This is a genomic window from Hymenobacter sp. 15J16-1T3B, assembly GCF_020711235.1.
Taxonomy (GTDB): Bacteria; Bacteroidota; Bacteroidia; order Cytophagales; family Hymenobacteraceae; genus Solirubrum.
In genome coordinates, this window is the sequence record NZ_JAJFAV010000011.1 from 193,804 (window position 1) to 209,714 (window position 15,911).

Annotated in this window: 19 protein-coding genes; 13 read left to right on the forward strand and 6 right to left on the reverse strand. The window is 63.4% G+C overall.

Annotated elements, in window-relative coordinates; translation table 11 throughout:
• Positions 1-176: 176 nt before the first annotated feature.
• Positions 177-422, reverse strand: a complete 246-nt coding sequence (locus LJ737_RS18505; protein ID WP_227768232.1) for a type B 50S ribosomal protein L31 — start codon at positions 420-422, stop codon at positions 177-179.
• 206 nt (positions 423-628) lie between these two features.
• Between LJ737_RS18505 and LJ737_RS18510 the strand changes: the two genes are divergently transcribed.
• The 3 genes from LJ737_RS18510 (at position 629) to LJ737_RS18520 (ending at position 2,528) form a co-directional block, all read left to right on the forward strand.
• Positions 629-1,045 (forward strand): hypothetical protein, encoded by a 417-nt coding sequence (locus LJ737_RS18510; protein WP_227768233.1) that lies wholly within the window; start codon positions 629-631, stop codon positions 1,043-1,045.
• Between the two features lie 158 nt (positions 1,046-1,203).
• Positions 1,204-1,794 (forward strand): RdgB/HAM1 family non-canonical purine NTP pyrophosphatase, encoded by a 591-nt coding sequence (rdgB, locus tag LJ737_RS18515; RefSeq protein WP_227768234.1) that lies wholly within the window; start codon positions 1,204-1,206, stop codon positions 1,792-1,794.
• Positions 1,795-1,904: 110 nt separating this feature from the next.
• Positions 1,905-2,528 (forward strand): uridine kinase family protein, encoded by a 624-nt coding sequence (locus LJ737_RS18520; protein ID WP_227768235.1) that lies wholly within the window; start codon positions 1,905-1,907, stop codon positions 2,526-2,528.
• Positions 2,529-2,595: 67 nt separating this feature from the next.
• On the opposite strand, the gene LJ737_RS18525 is transcribed toward LJ737_RS18520, so the two are convergent.
• On the reverse strand, positions 2,596-4,137 hold the full coding sequence (locus tag LJ737_RS18525) for a BatD family protein (protein WP_227768236.1): 1,542 nt from the start codon (positions 4,135-4,137) through the stop codon (positions 2,596-2,598).
• A gap of 266 nt (positions 4,138-4,403) precedes the next feature.
• Between LJ737_RS18525 and LJ737_RS18530 the strand changes: the two genes are divergently transcribed.
• The 5 genes from LJ737_RS18530 to LJ737_RS18550 all read left to right on the forward strand — a co-directional run bounded on the left by LJ737_RS18530 (position 4,404) and on the right by LJ737_RS18550 (position 8,367).
• Positions 4,404-5,165 (forward strand): ferritin-like domain-containing protein, encoded by a 762-nt coding sequence (locus LJ737_RS18530; RefSeq protein WP_227768237.1) that lies wholly within the window; start codon positions 4,404-4,406, stop codon positions 5,163-5,165.
• A 12-nt stretch (positions 5,166-5,177) separates the two neighbouring features.
• Positions 5,178-5,999, forward strand: coding sequence for a ferritin-like domain-containing protein (locus LJ737_RS18535; protein WP_227768238.1), 822 nt, complete (start codon positions 5,178-5,180; stop codon positions 5,997-5,999).
• Positions 6,000-6,354: 355 nt separating this feature from the next.
• Positions 6,355-7,071, forward strand: coding sequence for a ferritin-like domain-containing protein (locus tag LJ737_RS18540; protein WP_227768239.1), 717 nt, complete (start codon positions 6,355-6,357; stop codon positions 7,069-7,071).
• A gap of 18 nt (positions 7,072-7,089) precedes the next feature.
• Positions 7,090-7,944 carry a ferritin-like domain-containing protein gene (locus LJ737_RS18545; protein WP_227768240.1) on the forward strand — a complete coding sequence of 285 codons (855 nt, stop codon included), beginning with the start codon at positions 7,090-7,092 and terminating at the stop codon, positions 7,942-7,944.
• Positions 7,945-8,172: 228 nt separating this feature from the next.
• Positions 8,173-8,367, forward strand: coding sequence for a hypothetical protein (locus LJ737_RS18550; protein WP_227768241.1), 195 nt, complete (start codon positions 8,173-8,175; stop codon positions 8,365-8,367).
• 9 nt (positions 8,368-8,376) lie between these two features.
• Here the strand turns inward: LJ737_RS18550 and queG are convergent, their stop codons facing one another.
• Together queG and ruvB are read right to left on the reverse strand one after the other, a co-directional pair.
• Positions 8,377-9,354 (reverse strand): tRNA epoxyqueuosine(34) reductase QueG, encoded by a 978-nt coding sequence (queG, locus tag LJ737_RS18555; protein WP_227768242.1) that lies wholly within the window; start codon positions 9,352-9,354, stop codon positions 8,377-8,379.
• Between the two features lie 132 nt (positions 9,355-9,486).
• Complete coding sequence (gene ruvB / locus LJ737_RS18560) at positions 9,487-10,536, reverse strand: Holliday junction branch migration DNA helicase RuvB (protein WP_227768243.1); 1,050 nt, start codon at positions 10,534-10,536, stop codon at positions 9,487-9,489.
• A gap of 219 nt (positions 10,537-10,755) precedes the next feature.
• Between ruvB and LJ737_RS18565 the strand changes: the two genes are divergently transcribed.
• The gene (locus tag LJ737_RS18565) at positions 10,756-11,817 is read left to right on the forward strand and encodes a hypothetical protein (protein WP_227768244.1); all 1,062 of its coding nucleotides are present in this window, start codon (positions 10,756-10,758) and stop codon (positions 11,815-11,817) included.
• A gap of 91 nt (positions 11,818-11,908) precedes the next feature.
• Here the strand turns inward: LJ737_RS18565 and LJ737_RS18570 are convergent, their stop codons facing one another.
• Both LJ737_RS18570 and LJ737_RS18575 read right to left on the reverse strand, forming a co-directional pair.
• Positions 11,909-12,334: a hypothetical protein gene (locus LJ737_RS18570; RefSeq protein ID WP_227768245.1), complete on the reverse strand. Its 426-nt coding sequence runs from the start codon at positions 12,332-12,334 to the stop codon at positions 11,909-11,911.
• Between the two features lie 149 nt (positions 12,335-12,483).
• Positions 12,484-12,816, reverse strand: coding sequence for an HIRAN domain-containing protein (locus LJ737_RS18575; protein WP_227768246.1), 333 nt, complete (start codon positions 12,814-12,816; stop codon positions 12,484-12,486).
• Between the two features lie 338 nt (positions 12,817-13,154).
• Between LJ737_RS18575 and LJ737_RS18580 the strand changes: the two genes are divergently transcribed.
• The 4 genes from LJ737_RS18580 to LJ737_RS18595 all read left to right on the forward strand — a co-directional run bounded on the left by LJ737_RS18580 (position 13,155) and on the right by LJ737_RS18595 (position 15,826).
• Positions 13,155-13,616 (forward strand): DUF4268 domain-containing protein, encoded by a 462-nt coding sequence (locus LJ737_RS18580; RefSeq protein ID WP_227768247.1) that lies wholly within the window; start codon positions 13,155-13,157, stop codon positions 13,614-13,616.
• Positions 13,617-13,834: 218 nt separating this feature from the next.
• A complete protein-coding gene (locus LJ737_RS18585) occupies positions 13,835-14,887 on the forward strand; it encodes a hypothetical protein (protein ID WP_227768248.1) in 1,053 nt (350 codons plus the stop codon).
• A gap of 130 nt (positions 14,888-15,017) precedes the next feature.
• The gene (locus LJ737_RS18590) at positions 15,018-15,437 is read left to right on the forward strand and encodes a hypothetical protein (protein WP_227768249.1); all 420 of its coding nucleotides are present in this window, start codon (positions 15,018-15,020) and stop codon (positions 15,435-15,437) included.
• A 26-nt stretch (positions 15,438-15,463) separates the two neighbouring features.
• Entirely contained in the window at positions 15,464-15,826 is a 363-nt protein-coding gene (locus LJ737_RS18595; protein ID WP_227768250.1) for a hypothetical protein, read from the forward strand.
• Positions 15,827-15,911: the final 85 nt, after the last annotated feature.

Here is a 15,911-nt window from a genome sequence, read left to right on the forward strand (position 1 = left end):
CCGGAGGTCAGCAGCAACGGCGCTACGGCGCCGGGGCAAAGGTCGGGCGCCGGCCGTCAGCATAAAACCCCGCCCAAAAACAAAACTCCCGCTGGCTTGGGGCCGGCGGGAGCATCGGGACGAGCAGGCAGTTGCCGAAGACAACCGCCCGCTCACCACTAATAACTCAAAGAAGCTTACTTCTTCTTGTAGCGGTTCATGAACTTCTCCACGCGGCCGGCCGTGTCGAGCAGTACGTTCTTACCCGTGTAGAAGGGGTGCGACTGGCTGCTAACTTCCACCTTGATGACGGGGTAGGTTTTGCCGTCCTCCATCGTGATGGTCTCGTTCGACGTCATGGTCGAGCGGGTGATGAATTTGAAGTCGCTGGTCGTGTCCTGGAACACTACTTCGCGGTACTCGGGGTGGATGTCCTTTTTCATGGCGCTGAATGCGTGAAGTCCTGTTAGGCCCCGCCGATTTTGCGGAAGGGACGGCAAAGGTAAGACCTTGAGCCTAAAAAGAAAAGCCGGCACGCTTTTTTCGGGGATAATAGAAACTTTACCTAGCTGAATTGGGCGAAAAGGTTATTTTTGGTCCCGGTCCGGCCCGACCCTACCCCTTCCCACCTTTTGTTACCCCGTGCCGCATGACCCGTCGGTTTATTCTATCGTTGCTGTTTACGCTGTTGCTGGTTGCCTCCACTGCCTGGGCCGTCACGCTGACCATGTTCCAAGCCACGTTGGAAGGCGCTTCCGTGCGCGTGGATTGGGAAGTGCTCAACGAAAACGGTTTATCGAGCTTCGAGCTCTACCGCAAAGGCGCCACCGACGCCAATTTTGACCGCCTCAGCGTGGTGGTGCCCACCGGCCAGCGCCGCTACCAGTACCTCGACGCCAACCTCTACCGCGGCACGGCCGGCACCGCCAGCACCAACTCCGGCCCTTACACCTACCGTCTGCTCGTCAAAACCACCTCCGGCGACCAAGTGTACACCACCATCCTGAGCCAGACGCCCAGTGCCGTGCAGCGCTCCTGGGGCAGCATCAAGTCGATGTTTCGGTGATGCAAGTGGTGAAATTGTGAACGGTGAAGGGTGAAATTCTTCGCCCAGCTTACTTCAACCGGCTTCAGCCGGTTTTTTTGTGCCCGCCTTCTTCGCCCTGCGGTGCTGAATCCCGTTGGGATTCACAATTTCGCCTTTCACAACTTCACCATTGCCCCATGCGCCTCTGCTTTGCCTCCAACAACGCCCACAAGCTGGACGAAATCCGGCCCCTGCTACCCGCCCACATCGAGCTGCTGAGCCTGGCCGACATCGGCTGCCAGGAGGAGCTGCCCGAAACCCAGGACACGCTGGAAGGCAACGCCCTGCAAAAAGCCCGCTATGTGTGGGACAACTACGGCGTGTCGTGCTTTGCCGACGATACCGGCCTGGAAGTAACTGCCTTGGGCGGCGCTCCGGGCGTGTATTCGGCCCGCTACGCCGGCCCGCAGCGCTCCTCCGCCGACAACGTGCAGAAGCTGCTGCAGGAGCTGCAGGGGCAGGCCGAGCGCGCCGCTCGCTTCCGCACCGTCATTGCCTTGGTGTCGGGCGCGGCGGACCAGTGGACGTTTTTCGGGGAGGTACCGGGCCACATCACCGCGGCCCCGCGCGGGCAGGGCGGCTTCGGCTACGACCCGGTGTTTGAACCCGAGCGCGCGGGCAAAACCTTCGCCGAAATGACGCTCGAGGAAAAAAATGCCCTGAGCCACCGGGCCCGGGCCGTAGCGCAGCTGGCCGCGTTTCTGCGGGAGCAACACTCGGTAGAATAAGCCGCGCCGCGCCTTCAACTCACCTTCTCAGGCCGCCAACCTGCATTTTAATCTCCCAAACCCTTACTTTTGCAAGGTTGGCCCTGCTGGTCGGGCCGCAGTCAGCACCCATGCAACAGCCTTTCATCGTCGGCATCACCGGCGGCAGCGCCTCCGGCAAAACCACCTTTCTGCGCCGTCTTCTGGCCTCGTTTCCGGAGGAGGACATCTGCCTGATTTCGCAGGACAACTACTACCACCCGCGCGAGGCGCAGCAGGTGGATGCGCAGGGCGTGACCAACTTCGACCTGCCCGCCAGCATCGATTCGGCCGCCTACGCCGCCGACGTGCTGCGCATCAGCCAGGGCCTGGAAGTGCGCCGCTCGGAGTACACCTTCAACAACCCCAACGTGCCGGCCAAGGAGCTGGTGTTTCGGCCCGCGCCTATTGTGGTGGTGGAAGGCATTTTCGTGTTCTACTTCGAGGAAGTGGCCAAACTGCTCGACCTGAAAGTGTACATCGATGCCCGGGAGCACGTGAAAGTGCTGCGCCGCATCGTGCGCGACCGGGACGAGCGGGGCTACGACTTGGAGGACGTGCTCTACCGCTATACCCACCACGTGGCGCCCACCTACGAGAAGTACATCAAGCCCTTCAAGCACGACGCGGACATCATCATTCCCAACAACCGCCACTTCGAAAAAGGCTTGGAAGTGCTGGTTGCTTACCTGAGAAGCCGCGTTTCGGCCTCGTAAGCTTCCGATACGCAGATTACCAAAAAAGCCGCTGGCGCACTGCCAGCGGCTTTTTTGTGCGCCTGGGTTAGCGCCGGGCCGTCCACCACCCGATGCCGGCCAGCGCCAGCAGCAGGGCCAGCACCAAGTTGGCGTAGCGCCGCACTTGCCGGGGCGTGTCCATGTCCATGGTGGTGGGGTCGGCGTTGGTGAGCTGCTGGGCGTAAAACGGGTCGGTGCGCACGAAGGCGGTAACTTCCTGGGGCGGCGTCACCGCCGGGCCCGTCACGGCCAGCTCCAGCTCGGGGCGCAGCGTGTCGTAGCGGCCGAGGTCGGGGTTGAACACGGGCACCCCGAGTACGTCGCGCAGGCGCAGGCGGCCGGGCTGGCGCGGCACCAAGCGGTAGCGCAGCTCCTTGCGGCCGGTCACGCGGCCGTCGGCGCGGGTCAGCTCCTGGTGCACCTCGGGCCCGTATACTTCCAAGCCCGGCACGGGGCGCGCCACGGGCGGCGCCAGGGCCGTCAGGTTGCCCTCGCCTTCCACCGTGAGCGTGTAGCTGATGGTGTGGCCGGTGCGGAAGCTGGTACTGCCCACCCCTTCGCGCAGCTGGTAGCGCCCCACGGCCGGGGGCACGGCCCCGGCGGCCACCGGCGGCAGCGCTCGTACCTGCACCGTGCGCGGCTGGCTGACGTAGGTTTTGTAGCCTTCCAAGCGGTTGTCGAGGCCTTCGACGGCGCGCTTGGCCAAGCGGTATTTTTTCATTTGCAGGGCCACCCGCGGAAACGTGAGCGGCTTGGCGCTGAGCGGGTAATACACCGCCTCGTGCAGCTGGTAGCGCAAGTAGGGCTTGCCACCGACGCGCACCGAGTCGGGCCGGATATCGGTTTCGTCGAAGGCTTCTTCCCAGGCCGTGGGCTGGCGCAGCTGCCGCAGCATGGGGGGCAGCTGTTCGGCAAAACGGTAAAAATCGAGCAAGCCCTGGTCGGCGGGCGCCAAGTAGAAGTACAGCCCCACGTGCACCGGCTCGCCCACCCAGGCGGTGGTTTTGTCGGGCTCCACGCTCAGGAAGGCGTTGTCGCGCGGCTCCACGTATTCCTGAGGCTTGGGCTTGCCCAGCAGCTGGTCGAGGCTGCCGATGCCCACCAAGGGCGGCTTGGCAGCGGGCGGCGCCGGCGTGGCGGGGGCGCCGGCGGCCGGTGCCGCGGGCTGGGGCAGCACGCGCAGCGTGGCCCCGGCCGAACGCAGCACCTGCCCGTTGACGGTAAGGGTAAACGGTTTCAGCACGAATTCGCCCTCGGCAAAGGCAGCGTAGCGCTGCGTAATCACCAGCTCCACGGTGCTGCGGCCGCCCACAGTGCGGGTGGTCGTCGTCGAGGTCTTGCCGCTTTTCTTGAAGCCTTCGACGTCGGGAAACGCCGAATACCGTTCCAACGGCGCGCCGCTGAGCCGGAAGGCAATGGTGAAGTACTCGTTGATGGGAAAGCTGCTCCGGCCCAGTTCAAGCGCGGCTTGCTGCCCGGCGGGCGGAACGGCGGCGGGCGGGGCTACGGTCGGCGCCTGCCCCGATGCGGGCGCAATTGCGCAGCAGGTAAGTAGAATGCTGAAAAGAAAAAACCAACGCCACGCCATGTAGTCAAAACTACTAACAAAAATGCGTTTGCAGCGCGCTACGCCCTTTTCGTATGCTCGACCGGTAGCTCGTCATTTTATATAAAAAACATACGATATAGTCAAATTTCCTATTAAAAAAGAATCCAGGCGGGCCAAAGGAGCGTAGGTGCATCAACAACTTCCACTTTCAGGTTCAATGTTTTCTCCCCGAAACCCTATCCGGTTCCGGACGGGAAGCCTTACGCCAAAAAGTTTCACCCAACCATTCACCTTTCTTATCTCACATGGCCACCCAACACCACTCTACGGAGCCCGCCGCCACGGGCCTGGGCCAACGCCTGTTCAACCCCATTGACCGCCGCCTATTCTTGCGCTACTCGGGGTTGACTGTCGCCACCACCGGTTTGCTGCTCGCCGGCTGCGACGATGACGACGACACTCCTACCAACCAAGAAGTCGTCGACCCGGCCAACGACCCCAACGCCAGCGGAGCCGTCAACTTCGGCACGGGCGACTTCCGCGTTCTGAACTACGCCTACGCGCTGGAACAGCTGGAAGCTGCCTTCTACGAGCGGGTGGTCAGCAACTTCTACTCGGGTATTTCTAGTGAAGAGCGCGACATCCTGACCGATATCCGCGACCATGAAGTGGCGCACCGGGACTTCTTCAAAAAGGCCCTGGGTACCAATGCCATCGGGGCGCTGGAGCCGAACTTCACCTCCATCAACTTCAGCAGCCGGGACTCGGTGCTGACGACGGCCCGCACGTTCGAGGATCTGGGCGTGTCGGCTTACAACGGCGCTGGTAAGTACCTGACCGACCCCAACTTCCTGCTGGCGGCCGGCAAAATCGTGTCGGTGGAAGCCCGCCACGCGGCCATCATCCGGGACCTGCTCAAGCCCAAGGCCAAGGGCGAAGGCGCCTTCGCCGGCGACGACGTGGTGAATGCCCAAGGCCTGGACGTGGCCATGGAGCCCCGCGCCGTCATTGCCGCCGCCGACAAGTACATCCGCACCAACCTCAACACCAACACCCTGCCCGGTTAATCCTTTCGCGCCATGAACATCTTTGAGCTTATCAAACGCGCAAGTGCGCTCGACGAACCGCAACCGGCAACCCAACCGGCGTCGCGCCGCGACGCCCTGGAACAACTCACCCGCCTGGGCCGCGGCGCCGCGCTGGCCGCCGTACCGGCCGTCGTGAGTGGCCTCTGGACGAAAGCAGAAGCGCAGGTACCGGCCGGCGAACCAACTTCGCTGCTGGAAATCCTGAACTTTGCCCTGCTGGCCGAGTACACCGACTCGACCTACTACCAAGAAGGACTGAACGTCAACGGGCTGATTCCGGCCTCTGACCGCGCCGTGTTCGAGCAACTGCTGCGCAACGAAATGGCCCAGGTCGATACCCTCAAAACTACCATCACCAGCCTGGGGGGCACGCCGGTGGCCAAGCCGAACTTCGACTTTACCGGGGGCGGACGCTACACCAACTGGAACTCCAACTACCAGACGTATTTGGCCGTGGCCCAGGCTTTCGAAGACCTGGGGGTGCGCGCCTACAAGGGCCAAGCCAACAAGCCCGCGCTGATGGCCAACAAGCCCGTGCTGGAAGCGGCGCTGCGCATTCACTCCGTGGAAGCCCGCCACGCCGCCGAAATCCGTCGGTTGCGCGGCAAACGCGGCTGGATTACGGGCATTGACGCCGAAGGCTCGCAAGCCGACATCTACACCGGTGCCACGCCCGAGTCCAACACCACCCACCTCGGCATTGCCCGCGCCGACTACACGACGGTGGCGGAAGACAAAGTTTCCCAAGCCTTCGACGAGCCGCTGACCGGCGTGGAAGTGAAAGCCCGTCTGGCGCTGTTCATCCGCCCCTAAGCGTTACCGCGCTGTTATCAAGAAAAGACGGCCCGCAGTTGCGGGCCGTCTTTTTTATGGTTCAGCTGCCCGGTCCGACGTCGGGCGCCTAAGTAGCAGGGCCACCAGCAAATACGTTCTGGGGCCCTGGACTAGGAGCGGCGTGAACTGCTTCGGACCCGCCACCCGACCCGGAACTGCGCGGTGCCCGCCGTCTTTTTCCTGACGCGCTAGCGCCCGGCCCGGACACGATGCAACCATTTGGGCCCGCTTCGGGCTCCTGCAAGGAGCCGTTAGTCGGTTCGACGCGCAACGAGTACCTTTGCGGTTCAGGCCCGCGGCAAGTTTCTGCCCGTAAGCTCTTTTGTTTTTGCGTATGCCCGAGGCATCATCTTCTTTCAAGCCGTCGGGCCTCAGCCGGCGGACCTTTCTGACCCACACCGGGGTGGCCGCGGCTTCGTTGGCGCTACTGGCTGCCTGCTCCGACCCCGAAAAGCCGGTAGCCGGCCCGCCCACGCTTCTGTTTACCAGCGGCGACGAGGGCCTGCTCAACTACCTGCACCTGCTCGAGCGGTTTTCCACGGAGTTCTACGCCAAGGTGCTGGCGGCCCCGCCCGGCGACCTGACCGCCGCCGACCTGGCCGTGCTGCGCGACATCAACCGGCACAACATCATTCACCGCGAGCTGCTGCCCTTGGCCATGAGCGCCAACTCCCTGACTCCTACCGGGGGCATCAGCGGGCAAGCGTTTGACTACTCGGTTTCCTACACCCTGACGACGCGCACTGGCGTGCTGACAGCCGCCCAAGCCATCGGCGACCTGACCGTGGCGGCCTACTGCGGGGCGGCCCGGCTGCTGACCAGCGCCGTGCTCCTGCGCTTGTTCGTGAAGATGATGGCCGTGAAGGCACGCCACGCCGCTGCCGTACGCGACCTGCGCACGCCCGGCAGCTTCGCCGCCGCCGATGTAGTGGCCCAAACCGGGGCCGACGCGGGCCTCAACCAAGCGCTGACGCCCACCGAGGTGCTGGCCGAGCTCAGCAAATACACTTCTCCCGTTCAACTCTTGGTTGGGTCGCTGCCCACCAACTGATGCCGCGCTCCTTCCCGTATGAACCTGCTTTCTTTTCTTGAGCAACTGGCTGCTGCCGATGCGGCGGCTTCCCCTACCGCGCGGCGCGGCGCCCTCACGCAGCTGGCCCACACGGCCGCAGCCGCCTTGCCCGCCGCCCTGCTGGGCGTGCTGACGGCCCAGCCGGCCGGTGCCCAGACGACAGCCGGCACTGCCCTCGACGGCTTGCTGCTGCTGCTGCGCGTGGAGCAGCTGCAGGATGAATTCTACGGCCGCGTGCCGGCGGGCCTCGTCCCGGCTGCCCTGCAGCCCGATTTCACGCTGATCCGCGCGCAGCAGCGCCAGCATATTGCCCTGCTGGAGTCGTATGTCCGCGCGTCGGGTGGGATTGTAGCTGCCCGGCCCAACTACGACTTCACCGGCGGCCGCAACGGCGCCCGCGCCCAGGTGTTCCCCGACGTGTTTACCAGCACCGACACCATGCTGCTGGTAGCCCAAGTGCTGGAAGACCTGAGCGTGCGCACCTACGCCTACGGGGTGCCGCTGCTCATCAACAACAACGACCAAATCGACAGCGTCAGCCGCATGTTTGCGGTGGAAGGCCGCCACGCGGCGCACCTGCGGCAGCTACGCCGCCAGCGCGGCGCCAGCGTTAAGTCCTGGATCAGCGGCACGGAGGCCGCAGCCCTGCCCACCACCGCCGAGAACGTGTACGCCGGCGAAGACCGGGTGCTGCAGCAGGTAGCCGGCTTGGTGTCGCGCGATACTTCCACGCTGCTGCCTACCACCGGCGGCATCACCGCCGCTGAAATCACGGCCGCCGCTACCGAAGCCTTCGACGAACCCCTCTCGTTCGCGGCCGCCTCGGCCATCATCCAGGTCTTTACCTACTAAGCCCCGCGGCTGGTTGGGACTCCAACCGCCCCACACCGGCCGCTACTTAAGGTAGCGGCCGTTTTTTTTGCGCAGGCCTTGCATTTTACCTCCGTCTTATTGTATCTTTCCTCTTACCGGCCGGAAACAGCTAATGTTTGTTAGCCTTTTTCGTTCCGATGCGTATAGCATTGCCGTTCGTTCTCCCAGCCCCCATCATTCCCATTTCCACTTCATTTCATTACCACGATGCTGGAATACGTAAAAACCATTCTGCTCAAGGTCAGCTTCGACGGAACGCTGTTTGAGAAAGAGCTTCGTAAGGCCCTGCGGACGCTAGTGCCCGACGAAGCCGGCCAACTCAAGGCCTGGTGTTACCAGCAATTCTCCAGTCTCTACCGCCGGGTGCTCAACCGGGTGTTCCGACAGGTGAGTCTGGCGTAGTAATTCCCCTTATTCTGCAGCGGACGCCGGCCCCCCCAGGGCCGGCGTTCCTGTTACAAAGGCAATGTTGCGCTGCAGGCCCGCGTAGCCGGTGCGCTTCACGGCCGAGTGCCGAAACAACGTTTGAAACACTTCCTGCGTGATTTCCTGCCAGTCAGTTTCGCGCATTTCTTTTAGGTGCGGGTGCGGGCGAAACTGTTCCTCCTGCGTGGGGCGGCTGAAGCGGTTCCAGGGGCACACGTCCTGGCAGATGTCGCAGCCGAACACCCAGTTGCCGAATTGCCCCTGCACCTCGGTCGGCAGCTGGTCTTTCAGCTCGATGGTGAAGTAGCTGATGCACTTGCTGCCATCGACCACGTAGGGCTCGGTAATGGCCTGCGTGGGGCAGGCGTCGAGGCAGCGGGTGCAAGAGCCGCAATAGTCGCGGATGGGGCCGTCGTAGGCCAGCTCCACGTCCACAATCAGCTCGGCAATGAAGTAGAACGAGCCGGCTCCGGGCGTGATTAGGTTGGAATTCTTGCCCACCCAGCCCAAGCCGCTCTTCTTGGCCCAGGCCTTATCCAGCACCGGCGCCGAATCGACGAAAGCCCGGCCGCCCACCTCCCCGATGTGCGCTTGCAGGTCCCACATCAGGTGCTTGAGCTTGTCTTTAATGACGTGGTGGTAGTCGCGGCCGTAGGCGTATTTGCTGACTTTGAGCGTGTCGGCGGGCTGTTGGTCTTCCTCGGCGGGGTAGTAGTTCAGCAGCAGCGAAATCACGGACTTGGCCCCGTCGACCAAGCGGCGCGGGTCCAGGCGCTTGTCGAAGTGGTTTTCCATCCAGCGCATCTGACCCTGCATACCCTTGCTGAGCCACTGCTCCAGCCGCGGCGCTTCCTCCTCCAAAAACTCGGCCCGCGAAATGCCGCAGGCCATAAAGCCCAGCTCCGCCGCACGGCGCTTGATGAAGCCGGTCCATTCGGCGCGGGTGAGGTCGGAAGCAAGCATTAGGTTAGTAGAGTTTGTGGTTGGCAGGCGCAGCCTCAAGCCGATGGGATAAAAAAAGCGTGTCTGAAAAACTCAGACACGCTTCCCGGTAACAAAGGTCCAAAAACCAATCACAAACCACTACAACCGCCCTTACTCCTGCGTGAACAGGTCGCCAGCTACGTTGCCGCGCATGTGGGCGGGCAACGGGCGGCCCAGGTGGGTGTAGGCTTGCTCGGTGGCTTCGCGGCCGCGCGAGGTGCGCTTGATGTAGCCTTCCTGGATCAAGAACGGCTCGTACACTTCCTCGATGGTTTCGGCTTCCTCGCCGCAGGCAGTGGCAATGGTGGTGATGCCGACCGGCCCGCCCTTAAACTTGTCGATGATGGTCGACAGGATGCGCTTGTCCATGTCGTCGAGGCCTTGCGAGTCCACGTCGAGGGCGCTGAGGGCAAACTGGGCAATGTCGCGGGTGATGGTGCCCGTGCCTTTGATCTGGGCGAAGTCGCGGGTGCGCCGCAGCAGGTTGTTGGCAATGCGGGGCGTACCGCGCGAGCGGCGGGCAATTTCAAAGGCCGCGTCCTCGTGAATCGGCGTGCCCAGGATTTCGGCCGAGCGCTGCACGATGTCGGTCAGCAGCTTGGCGTCGTAGTACTCCAGGCGCGAGCTGATGCCGAAACGCGCCCGCAGCGGGGCCGTGAGCATGCCCGAGCGCGTGGTGGCGCCGATGAGCGTGAAGGGCGACAAGGAAATCTGCACCGAGCGGGCATTGGGGCCCGAGTCGAGCATGATGTCGATGCGGTAGTCCTCCATGGCCGAGTAGAGGTATTCCTCCACCACCGGGTTCAGGCGGTGAATCTCGTCGATGAAGAGCACATCGTGCGGGTCGAGATTGGTGAGCAGGCCCGCCAGGTCGGAGGGCTTGTCGAGCACCGGTCCCGAGGTCATCTTAATGCCCGAGCCCAGCTCGTTGGCAATGATGTGCGAGAGCGTGGTTTTGCCAAGGCCGGGCGGGCCGTGCAGCAGCACGTGGTCGAGGGCGTCGCCGCGCTGCTTGGCGGCGGCCACGAACACGCGCAGGTTCTCCACCACCTTAGCCTGGCCGGCGAAGTCGGCGAAGCTCAAGGGGCGCAGGGCCTTGTCAATGTCTTTGTCGGTGGCGTTCATATTCTCGGAGCCGCCGGTCAGATACGATTCGCGCATACAAAAGGGAAAGGCGTGAAGCGGTAGATTCAGTAGGTAAAGTAACAGCACGCGCCGGCAAATCATTTCGCCTGCACAATATTTTTAGCCAAAACTTTAGCTACGTGCGCCATATTGACAAAAATATTAGCAAATAGCACCTCTTCCACGGCCTTGATAAAGCCAACAAAATGTTGCTTAACTTATCGACTACTCCGTGTTTTCATCCGCCACCTTGCTATGTCCGAACAGAGTGATGCCCTTGCCGACGCGCTGCCAGCGGGGTTTTACGAACAAGTGGCGCCGTTCCTGCATTTGTGCGGCATGGGCTGCCTGCAGTTCTTCAGCCGCCCCGACGACCCACTGCCCCGGGAAATTACCGCCCTGACGGGTTTGGATCTGGCGGCGGCCCGCATGATTACGGCCATCAACAGCAACGCCATGTTGGTGCGGCAGCTGCTGGAAGAGCCCGAATTGTTTTACGTGCACCTGCTGGTGGGCTGCCGGGTGCTGGCCGGGCCCCTGGCCACGCCGGTGCTGCTGTTTCTGGAGCAAAGCATGCATCTGGACGCGCAGCAAACCGTAGCCATCCGGGAGCACCTGCTGCCTTTCGGCGAAACGTTTGTGGACCTAGTGGGCAAGTTTGCCAGCCACGACGACGCTGAAGCCCGCGCCGACCTGCACCTGCTGCGCCTGCAGATCGACGGCGCTTTCACCCGTTTGGCCGGCACCCTGCAGGCCACCGACCTGCCCGCTGTCGCGCCGCCCCACAGCGCCGCGGAGGCCTGCGAGGTGGACGACGAAGCCATTTTCGCGGTCGAGTTTCGGCAGGAGCAGTTGCGGATGCTGCGCCTGGCCCTGACGCTGGTGCGCGTGCTGCCCTCGATTTCTGAGTTGCCTTTCGCGCAGGCGGTAGCCCAGTTGTCGGGCTGCCCCGCCGCGGTTGTGGCCGCGCTGGAAGCCCGCCTGCAAACAACCGAGCCAGCCGCCCAGATGCCGCTGTCGTGGCCCGAGGTGGCCGTGCTCTACCAAAGTACCCAAGTGCTAGCCATGGCGTTGGTATCGAACGTGCAGGACGTGCTGCGCTGGGACTCGCACGCCGGCCCGGCCGACCTTGCGCCTGACACCGGGGCGGCGGCTTGCGCGGCCGAGTTGTCGGACCCCGAGCCCGTTGCCCGGCGGCAAGAAGTCATCTGCATGATGGTCACGGGCTTTGTGGAATGCGTGCACGACAATTTCACCGATGACCCGCGGCTGACGGCCCTGCGCGCCGAAGTCACCGCGCTGGCGGACTTGCTGTAACCGGGCAGTTCCCGTTTCAGCCGGGGCTTACGCGTCGCGGCCGAGCCGGCGCAGTGCCGGCCCGGCCGCAGTTGGTTGTTGCGCGGCGCGGTTAGCGCTGCCGGCCGGAGCGCGAACCGGCCTGGCCGCTTTGGCCGTGGTCGGCGTCGTTGCGCATGTCGCCCTGGCCTTGGTGCGGGCTTTGGGCCGAAGGCGTGCGCAGTTGGTCTTGGTGCACGGTGCCGGCGCCGCGGGTGCCCTCGGCGGCCGGGCTTTGGGTATTGGCCCCCACGCGGCCGCCGGGGCCGCCGTTGTTGGCGCCCGAGCCGGCTACGGTGTTGGCCACGCCGTCGGAGGTGCCGTCGTCGCCGATGGTGTTGAAGTCCTGGGTGGCGTCGCCGTCGTCTTGCGGGTCGCGGTCGTGGTGGCGCTGGGGGTTGTTGCGGTCGGGCTGGTAGCGCGACTCGGGCGTGTTGCGGTAGTTTTGCTTGTCCTGTTCGCGCTGGTCGCGGGAGCTGTTTTGGTTGTCGGTAGCCATGATGGGAACGGGTTGGTTTGGCTTGGCTATACGACGTTTCGCGGCCCGGGGTGATTATTCACCATCAGCTAACTATATCAAGCTCAGCCATTAACCCATTAATTCACCTACTAACGCGCCCGCCACTCCAGGCCGGCTGACGCGGCGGCCTACTCGTGCAGCAGTACTTCGATGTTGAGGTACAGCCAGTCGTCTTCCCATGATTTGTGGGTAAGGCGGGCCGAAAGTTGCTTGCCCGCGTCGAGCAAGCGGGCCACGGTTTCGTTGCGGCCTTCGGGCAGGTAGCCCAACCACACGCCGCCGTCTTCGGGGCGGGTGTGCACCTGCACGGCCCAGTCGTCGAAGGTGCTGTCGGCTTCGCGGCGCAGGGCCAGCGGCTGGTTGATGCGCAAGTTGGGCTCGTGTTCGGCGAGGTTGTCGCGGTGGGAAGTACCGGCGACGAGGCATTCGAGAATGACGAGGGGCGTGGCGGAGGCGGGCATGGCAAGGAGACTAAGCACGCGCAAAATAGCAATGCGGCGCAGTTGTCAGGCTATACCTCGGTCGTGAGGGCTATGCTGGGCGGGGCGGATTTCTGGCGGTCGATGCTGAAATGCGCCGCCATAACGCTAATAAGGCCGCAAAGCACCTCATATGTGCCGCTGCCAGCACGCCGGCGGCGCACTCATCTGCTCGGCTGCGGAGTTGGGGATGCTCATACCGCCGCGGTCTTGGCCAGCAACAAGCCATGCAGCATCCGCCGCGCTGGCGGCGCCAGAATCGGTACGCCAACTTACTGCGTAAGGCGCAGTGTACCTTCGCGGCCCATTTTCCTCTCCCCATGTACAGCAAAACCGAAGCCGCGCAGCTGCGGCAGGCGTTCTGGACCGCCTTTGGCCAGTATATGCAGCCGGTGCCTTCGTCGGAAGGCCTACCCACCAATTGGGTCAATTACAAGACCGGCCTCAAGCACGTGTATTTCCGCCTGCACGCCGATACGCGCCGCGCCACCGTCAGCATCGACATCACCCACCCCGACGCCGGCCTGCGCGAACTGTTTTTCGAGCAGTTCCAGGAATTGCGCGCCATGCTGGAGGAAGCCACCGGCGAAACCTGGACCTGGGAACCGGCCGCCGTGGATACCAACGGCCTGCCGTTGGCCCGCATATACCGGGAACTAACGCCGGTGAATATGTTTGACCGCAACGATTGGCCCCGGCTGATTTCGTTTTTCAAGCCGCGCATCGTGGCCTTGGACGAATTCTGGAGCACCGCCCAATACGCATTCGACGAACTGCGCTGAGGCGGGCCGGTTCGCTGGCGTTGCCCGCAAAATGCGCAGTCGGAAGCCCGTCGGCCATGTGCGAGTAAGCTATGAGTGTTCTTACGACGCGCTACGCCCGTTGCCAAATACACCGCAATGCCTCGTCAGGCCTAAATGTATTGTATTAAAATTATTTTGATAATTTATAAGATAATACCGATATAAAACCTATAACTTATCCCACAAATACTTCTCTTATGGACATCATCACCAGCCTTTGTGTAGACGACGAGCGGCACCCGGCTTCGTATTACGACCAGCTTCAGGACGCCAGCGCCGACCAGCGCCGCCGCATTTACTGGCAATGCGTGACCGTGTTTTTCGCGACTTCCACGCGTTGCAACCCGGCGGCCCACCACGTGCTCTACACCAACGACCGGGGCTCGACGACCTGGAACGGGGTCGACTTCCAGCAGTTTTTACGGGGCCTGGGCGTGGAAATCCGGCAGATGCCCTTCGACAATTTTCAGCCGCCGGCGGGCTTTTCGGAGCGTTTCCGCAACGGTTTCTACAAGCTGGAGGTGATGCAACAACTGGCCCGCCCGGAGGCCGCCGACTACAGCCTGTTGCTCGACTCCGACTGCGTCTGGACGCGCCCCGAACCGGCGCTGGAAGCCACCTTGCGCAGCGGGCAGCTGTTGTTGTTTGACATCAGCGGGGACCCGGACACGGAAGTGCTGGGCATGAGCCGCCGCCACATCGGCAACCTCTACCGCGAGCTGTTTCCCGACTACCCGACGGACGTGCCCGTGTATTTCGGGGGCGAGCTGGTGGGCGGCAGCCGGGCCTGCTTCGCCGACATCATGGCCAAGCTGGAGCCGATGTGGCAGCAGGTGGTGGCCGCGCACCCCGAGCAGCCACCGCGCTTCGCCAACGGGGAAAGCATTTTCGACGGCGACGAGTACATGACCATCCTGGCCTACAACTGCCTGGACCGGCCCTGGACCGACGCCCACAGCTTCATCCGCCGCATCTGGACGGCCTACCGCTACTCTGACGTGCGCCCCACCGACCTGCAGCTGCCCATCTGGCACCTGCCCAGCGAAAAGCTGCAGGGCTTGCCCGTGCTCAGCCGGCAAGTGCTCAATCCCCGCTCCCGCTTCTGGCAAGTGCCCCTGCCAGAGCTAGGGCGCTACATGGGCCGCTACCTGGGCGTGCCGCGCAGCCTGGTGCACCCGCAGCGGCTGCTCTCGCTATCCACCAAGCTTTCCACGGCCTGGCGCCTGACCAAGCGGCTGCTGAAAACGTAGCGGGCCTCGGCCCCAGGGAGGATGGATCGGCGCCCGGGACCGCGCACGCGGTGGCCTGATTTGTGCGCCAGGTGCCCACGGGCCCGCCGCGTTGGCGGCTCCTGATTCACTTTCTATCCTTCTTACTACCATGCGCAACGTTACCTGCTTGGCCGGGTTGCTGCTCGCAGCCGCCCCGGCCTGGGCCCAACAGCCCGCCCCCACCCGCTACCTGATGCTGGTGCGCGAGGTGCAACCCGAACTACCGTACGGCTACTACCGCTCCTCGCTTTCCGTCATCGGGCCTGATGGCTCCATCAAGACGGAAGAATTCGTGGTGTACCGCGACGTGGCGCCCAAAAAAGTCATCAACGCCTCCATCACCAAGGCGCTGGCCGACTCCAGCACGGCCAGCTACCGCCGCACGCGCTATACCTACAACCAAGTGTACCTGGCCGAGGCCAAGAAGCTCAACGAACTAGGCGCCCAAGGCTGGGTGCTGGTCAACACCCTGCAGGAAGCCGGCACCATCCGCTACCTGTTCCGGCAAGAGGCCAAGGCCACTAACTGACGCGGGCTTTTCCCTGGTTACGCGCTATGGCTTCTTCCCGCCTGCCCCGCCTCGCACTCAGCGCCGTGCTGCTGCTGACGGCCCTTGCCTGCTGGGCTTTCTACCCCAAGCCCGCCGCCGACGCGGGCTACATGACAGTGGCCCTGTACGTCAGCGGCACCGGCCGCGGTGAACTTGTCGTCACGGCGCCGGACGGCACCACCGCGCCCCAAGACCTGGGGCGCAGCAAATCCGTGACGCACATGCGGGCCCAACTGCTCGTGAAAGTAAACGAGCTGCACCGCCAAGGTTGGCAGGTAGTGCAGATGACGCCCAACCGCATCATCGGCACCTTCGCCACGGGCACCGACGTTTTTTACGAAGACGTTTACCTACTGGAAAAGCGCTGACGGCTACTGCCTTATGACGGGCCTGCCGAGCGGCTGCGTCGCCAAATGCAAAACGGCCGCCCTGTTGAGGGCGGCGGTTTTGCAT

Coding starts and splice junctions, on each gene's coding strand:
- LJ737_RS18575 (WP_227768246.1), bottom strand. CDS start 12,816: ATGCCCGCCTCCGCCACGCCCCTCGTCATTCTCGAATGCCTCGTCGCC.
- LJ737_RS18545 (WP_227768240.1), top strand. CDS start 7,090: ATGAACCTGCTTTCTTTTCTTGAGCAACTGGCTGCTGCCGATGCGGCG.
- LJ737_RS18525 (WP_227768236.1), bottom strand. CDS start 4,137: ATGGCGTGGCGTTGGTTTTTTCTTTTCAGCATTCTACTTACCTGCTGC.
- LJ737_RS18580 (WP_227768247.1), top strand. CDS start 13,155: ATGTACAGCAAAACCGAAGCCGCGCAGCTGCGGCAGGCGTTCTGGACC.
- LJ737_RS18590 (WP_227768249.1), top strand. CDS start 15,018: ATGCGCAACGTTACCTGCTTGGCCGGGTTGCTGCTCGCAGCCGCCCCG.
- LJ737_RS18540 (WP_227768239.1), top strand. CDS start 6,355: ATGCCCGAGGCATCATCTTCTTTCAAGCCGTCGGGCCTCAGCCGGCGG.
- LJ737_RS18530 (WP_227768237.1), top strand. CDS start 4,404: ATGGCCACCCAACACCACTCTACGGAGCCCGCCGCCACGGGCCTGGGC.
- LJ737_RS18520 (WP_227768235.1), top strand. CDS start 1,905: ATGCAACAGCCTTTCATCGTCGGCATCACCGGCGGCAGCGCCTCCGGC.
- LJ737_RS18570 (WP_227768245.1), bottom strand. CDS start 12,334: ATGGCTACCGACAACCAAAACAGCTCCCGCGACCAGCGCGAACAGGAC.
- LJ737_RS18510 (WP_227768233.1), top strand. CDS start 629: ATGACCCGTCGGTTTATTCTATCGTTGCTGTTTACGCTGTTGCTGGTT.
- ruvB (WP_227768243.1), bottom strand. CDS start 10,536: ATGCGCGAATCGTATCTGACCGGCGGCTCCGAGAATATGAACGCCACC.
- LJ737_RS18595 (WP_227768250.1), top strand. CDS start 15,464: ATGGCTTCTTCCCGCCTGCCCCGCCTCGCACTCAGCGCCGTGCTGCTG.
- LJ737_RS18585 (WP_227768248.1), top strand. CDS start 13,835: ATGGACATCATCACCAGCCTTTGTGTAGACGACGAGCGGCACCCGGCT.
- LJ737_RS18550 (WP_227768241.1), top strand. CDS start 8,173: ATGCTGGAATACGTAAAAACCATTCTGCTCAAGGTCAGCTTCGACGGA.
- LJ737_RS18505 (WP_227768232.1), bottom strand. CDS start 422: ATGAAAAAGGACATCCACCCCGAGTACCGCGAAGTAGTGTTCCAGGAC.
- LJ737_RS18535 (WP_227768238.1), top strand. CDS start 5,178: ATGAACATCTTTGAGCTTATCAAACGCGCAAGTGCGCTCGACGAACCG.
- queG (WP_227768242.1), bottom strand. CDS start 9,354: ATGCTTGCTTCCGACCTCACCCGCGCCGAATGGACCGGCTTCATCAAG.
- LJ737_RS18565 (WP_227768244.1), top strand. CDS start 10,756: ATGTCCGAACAGAGTGATGCCCTTGCCGACGCGCTGCCAGCGGGGTTT.
- rdgB (WP_227768234.1), top strand. CDS start 1,204: ATGCGCCTCTGCTTTGCCTCCAACAACGCCCACAAGCTGGACGAAATC.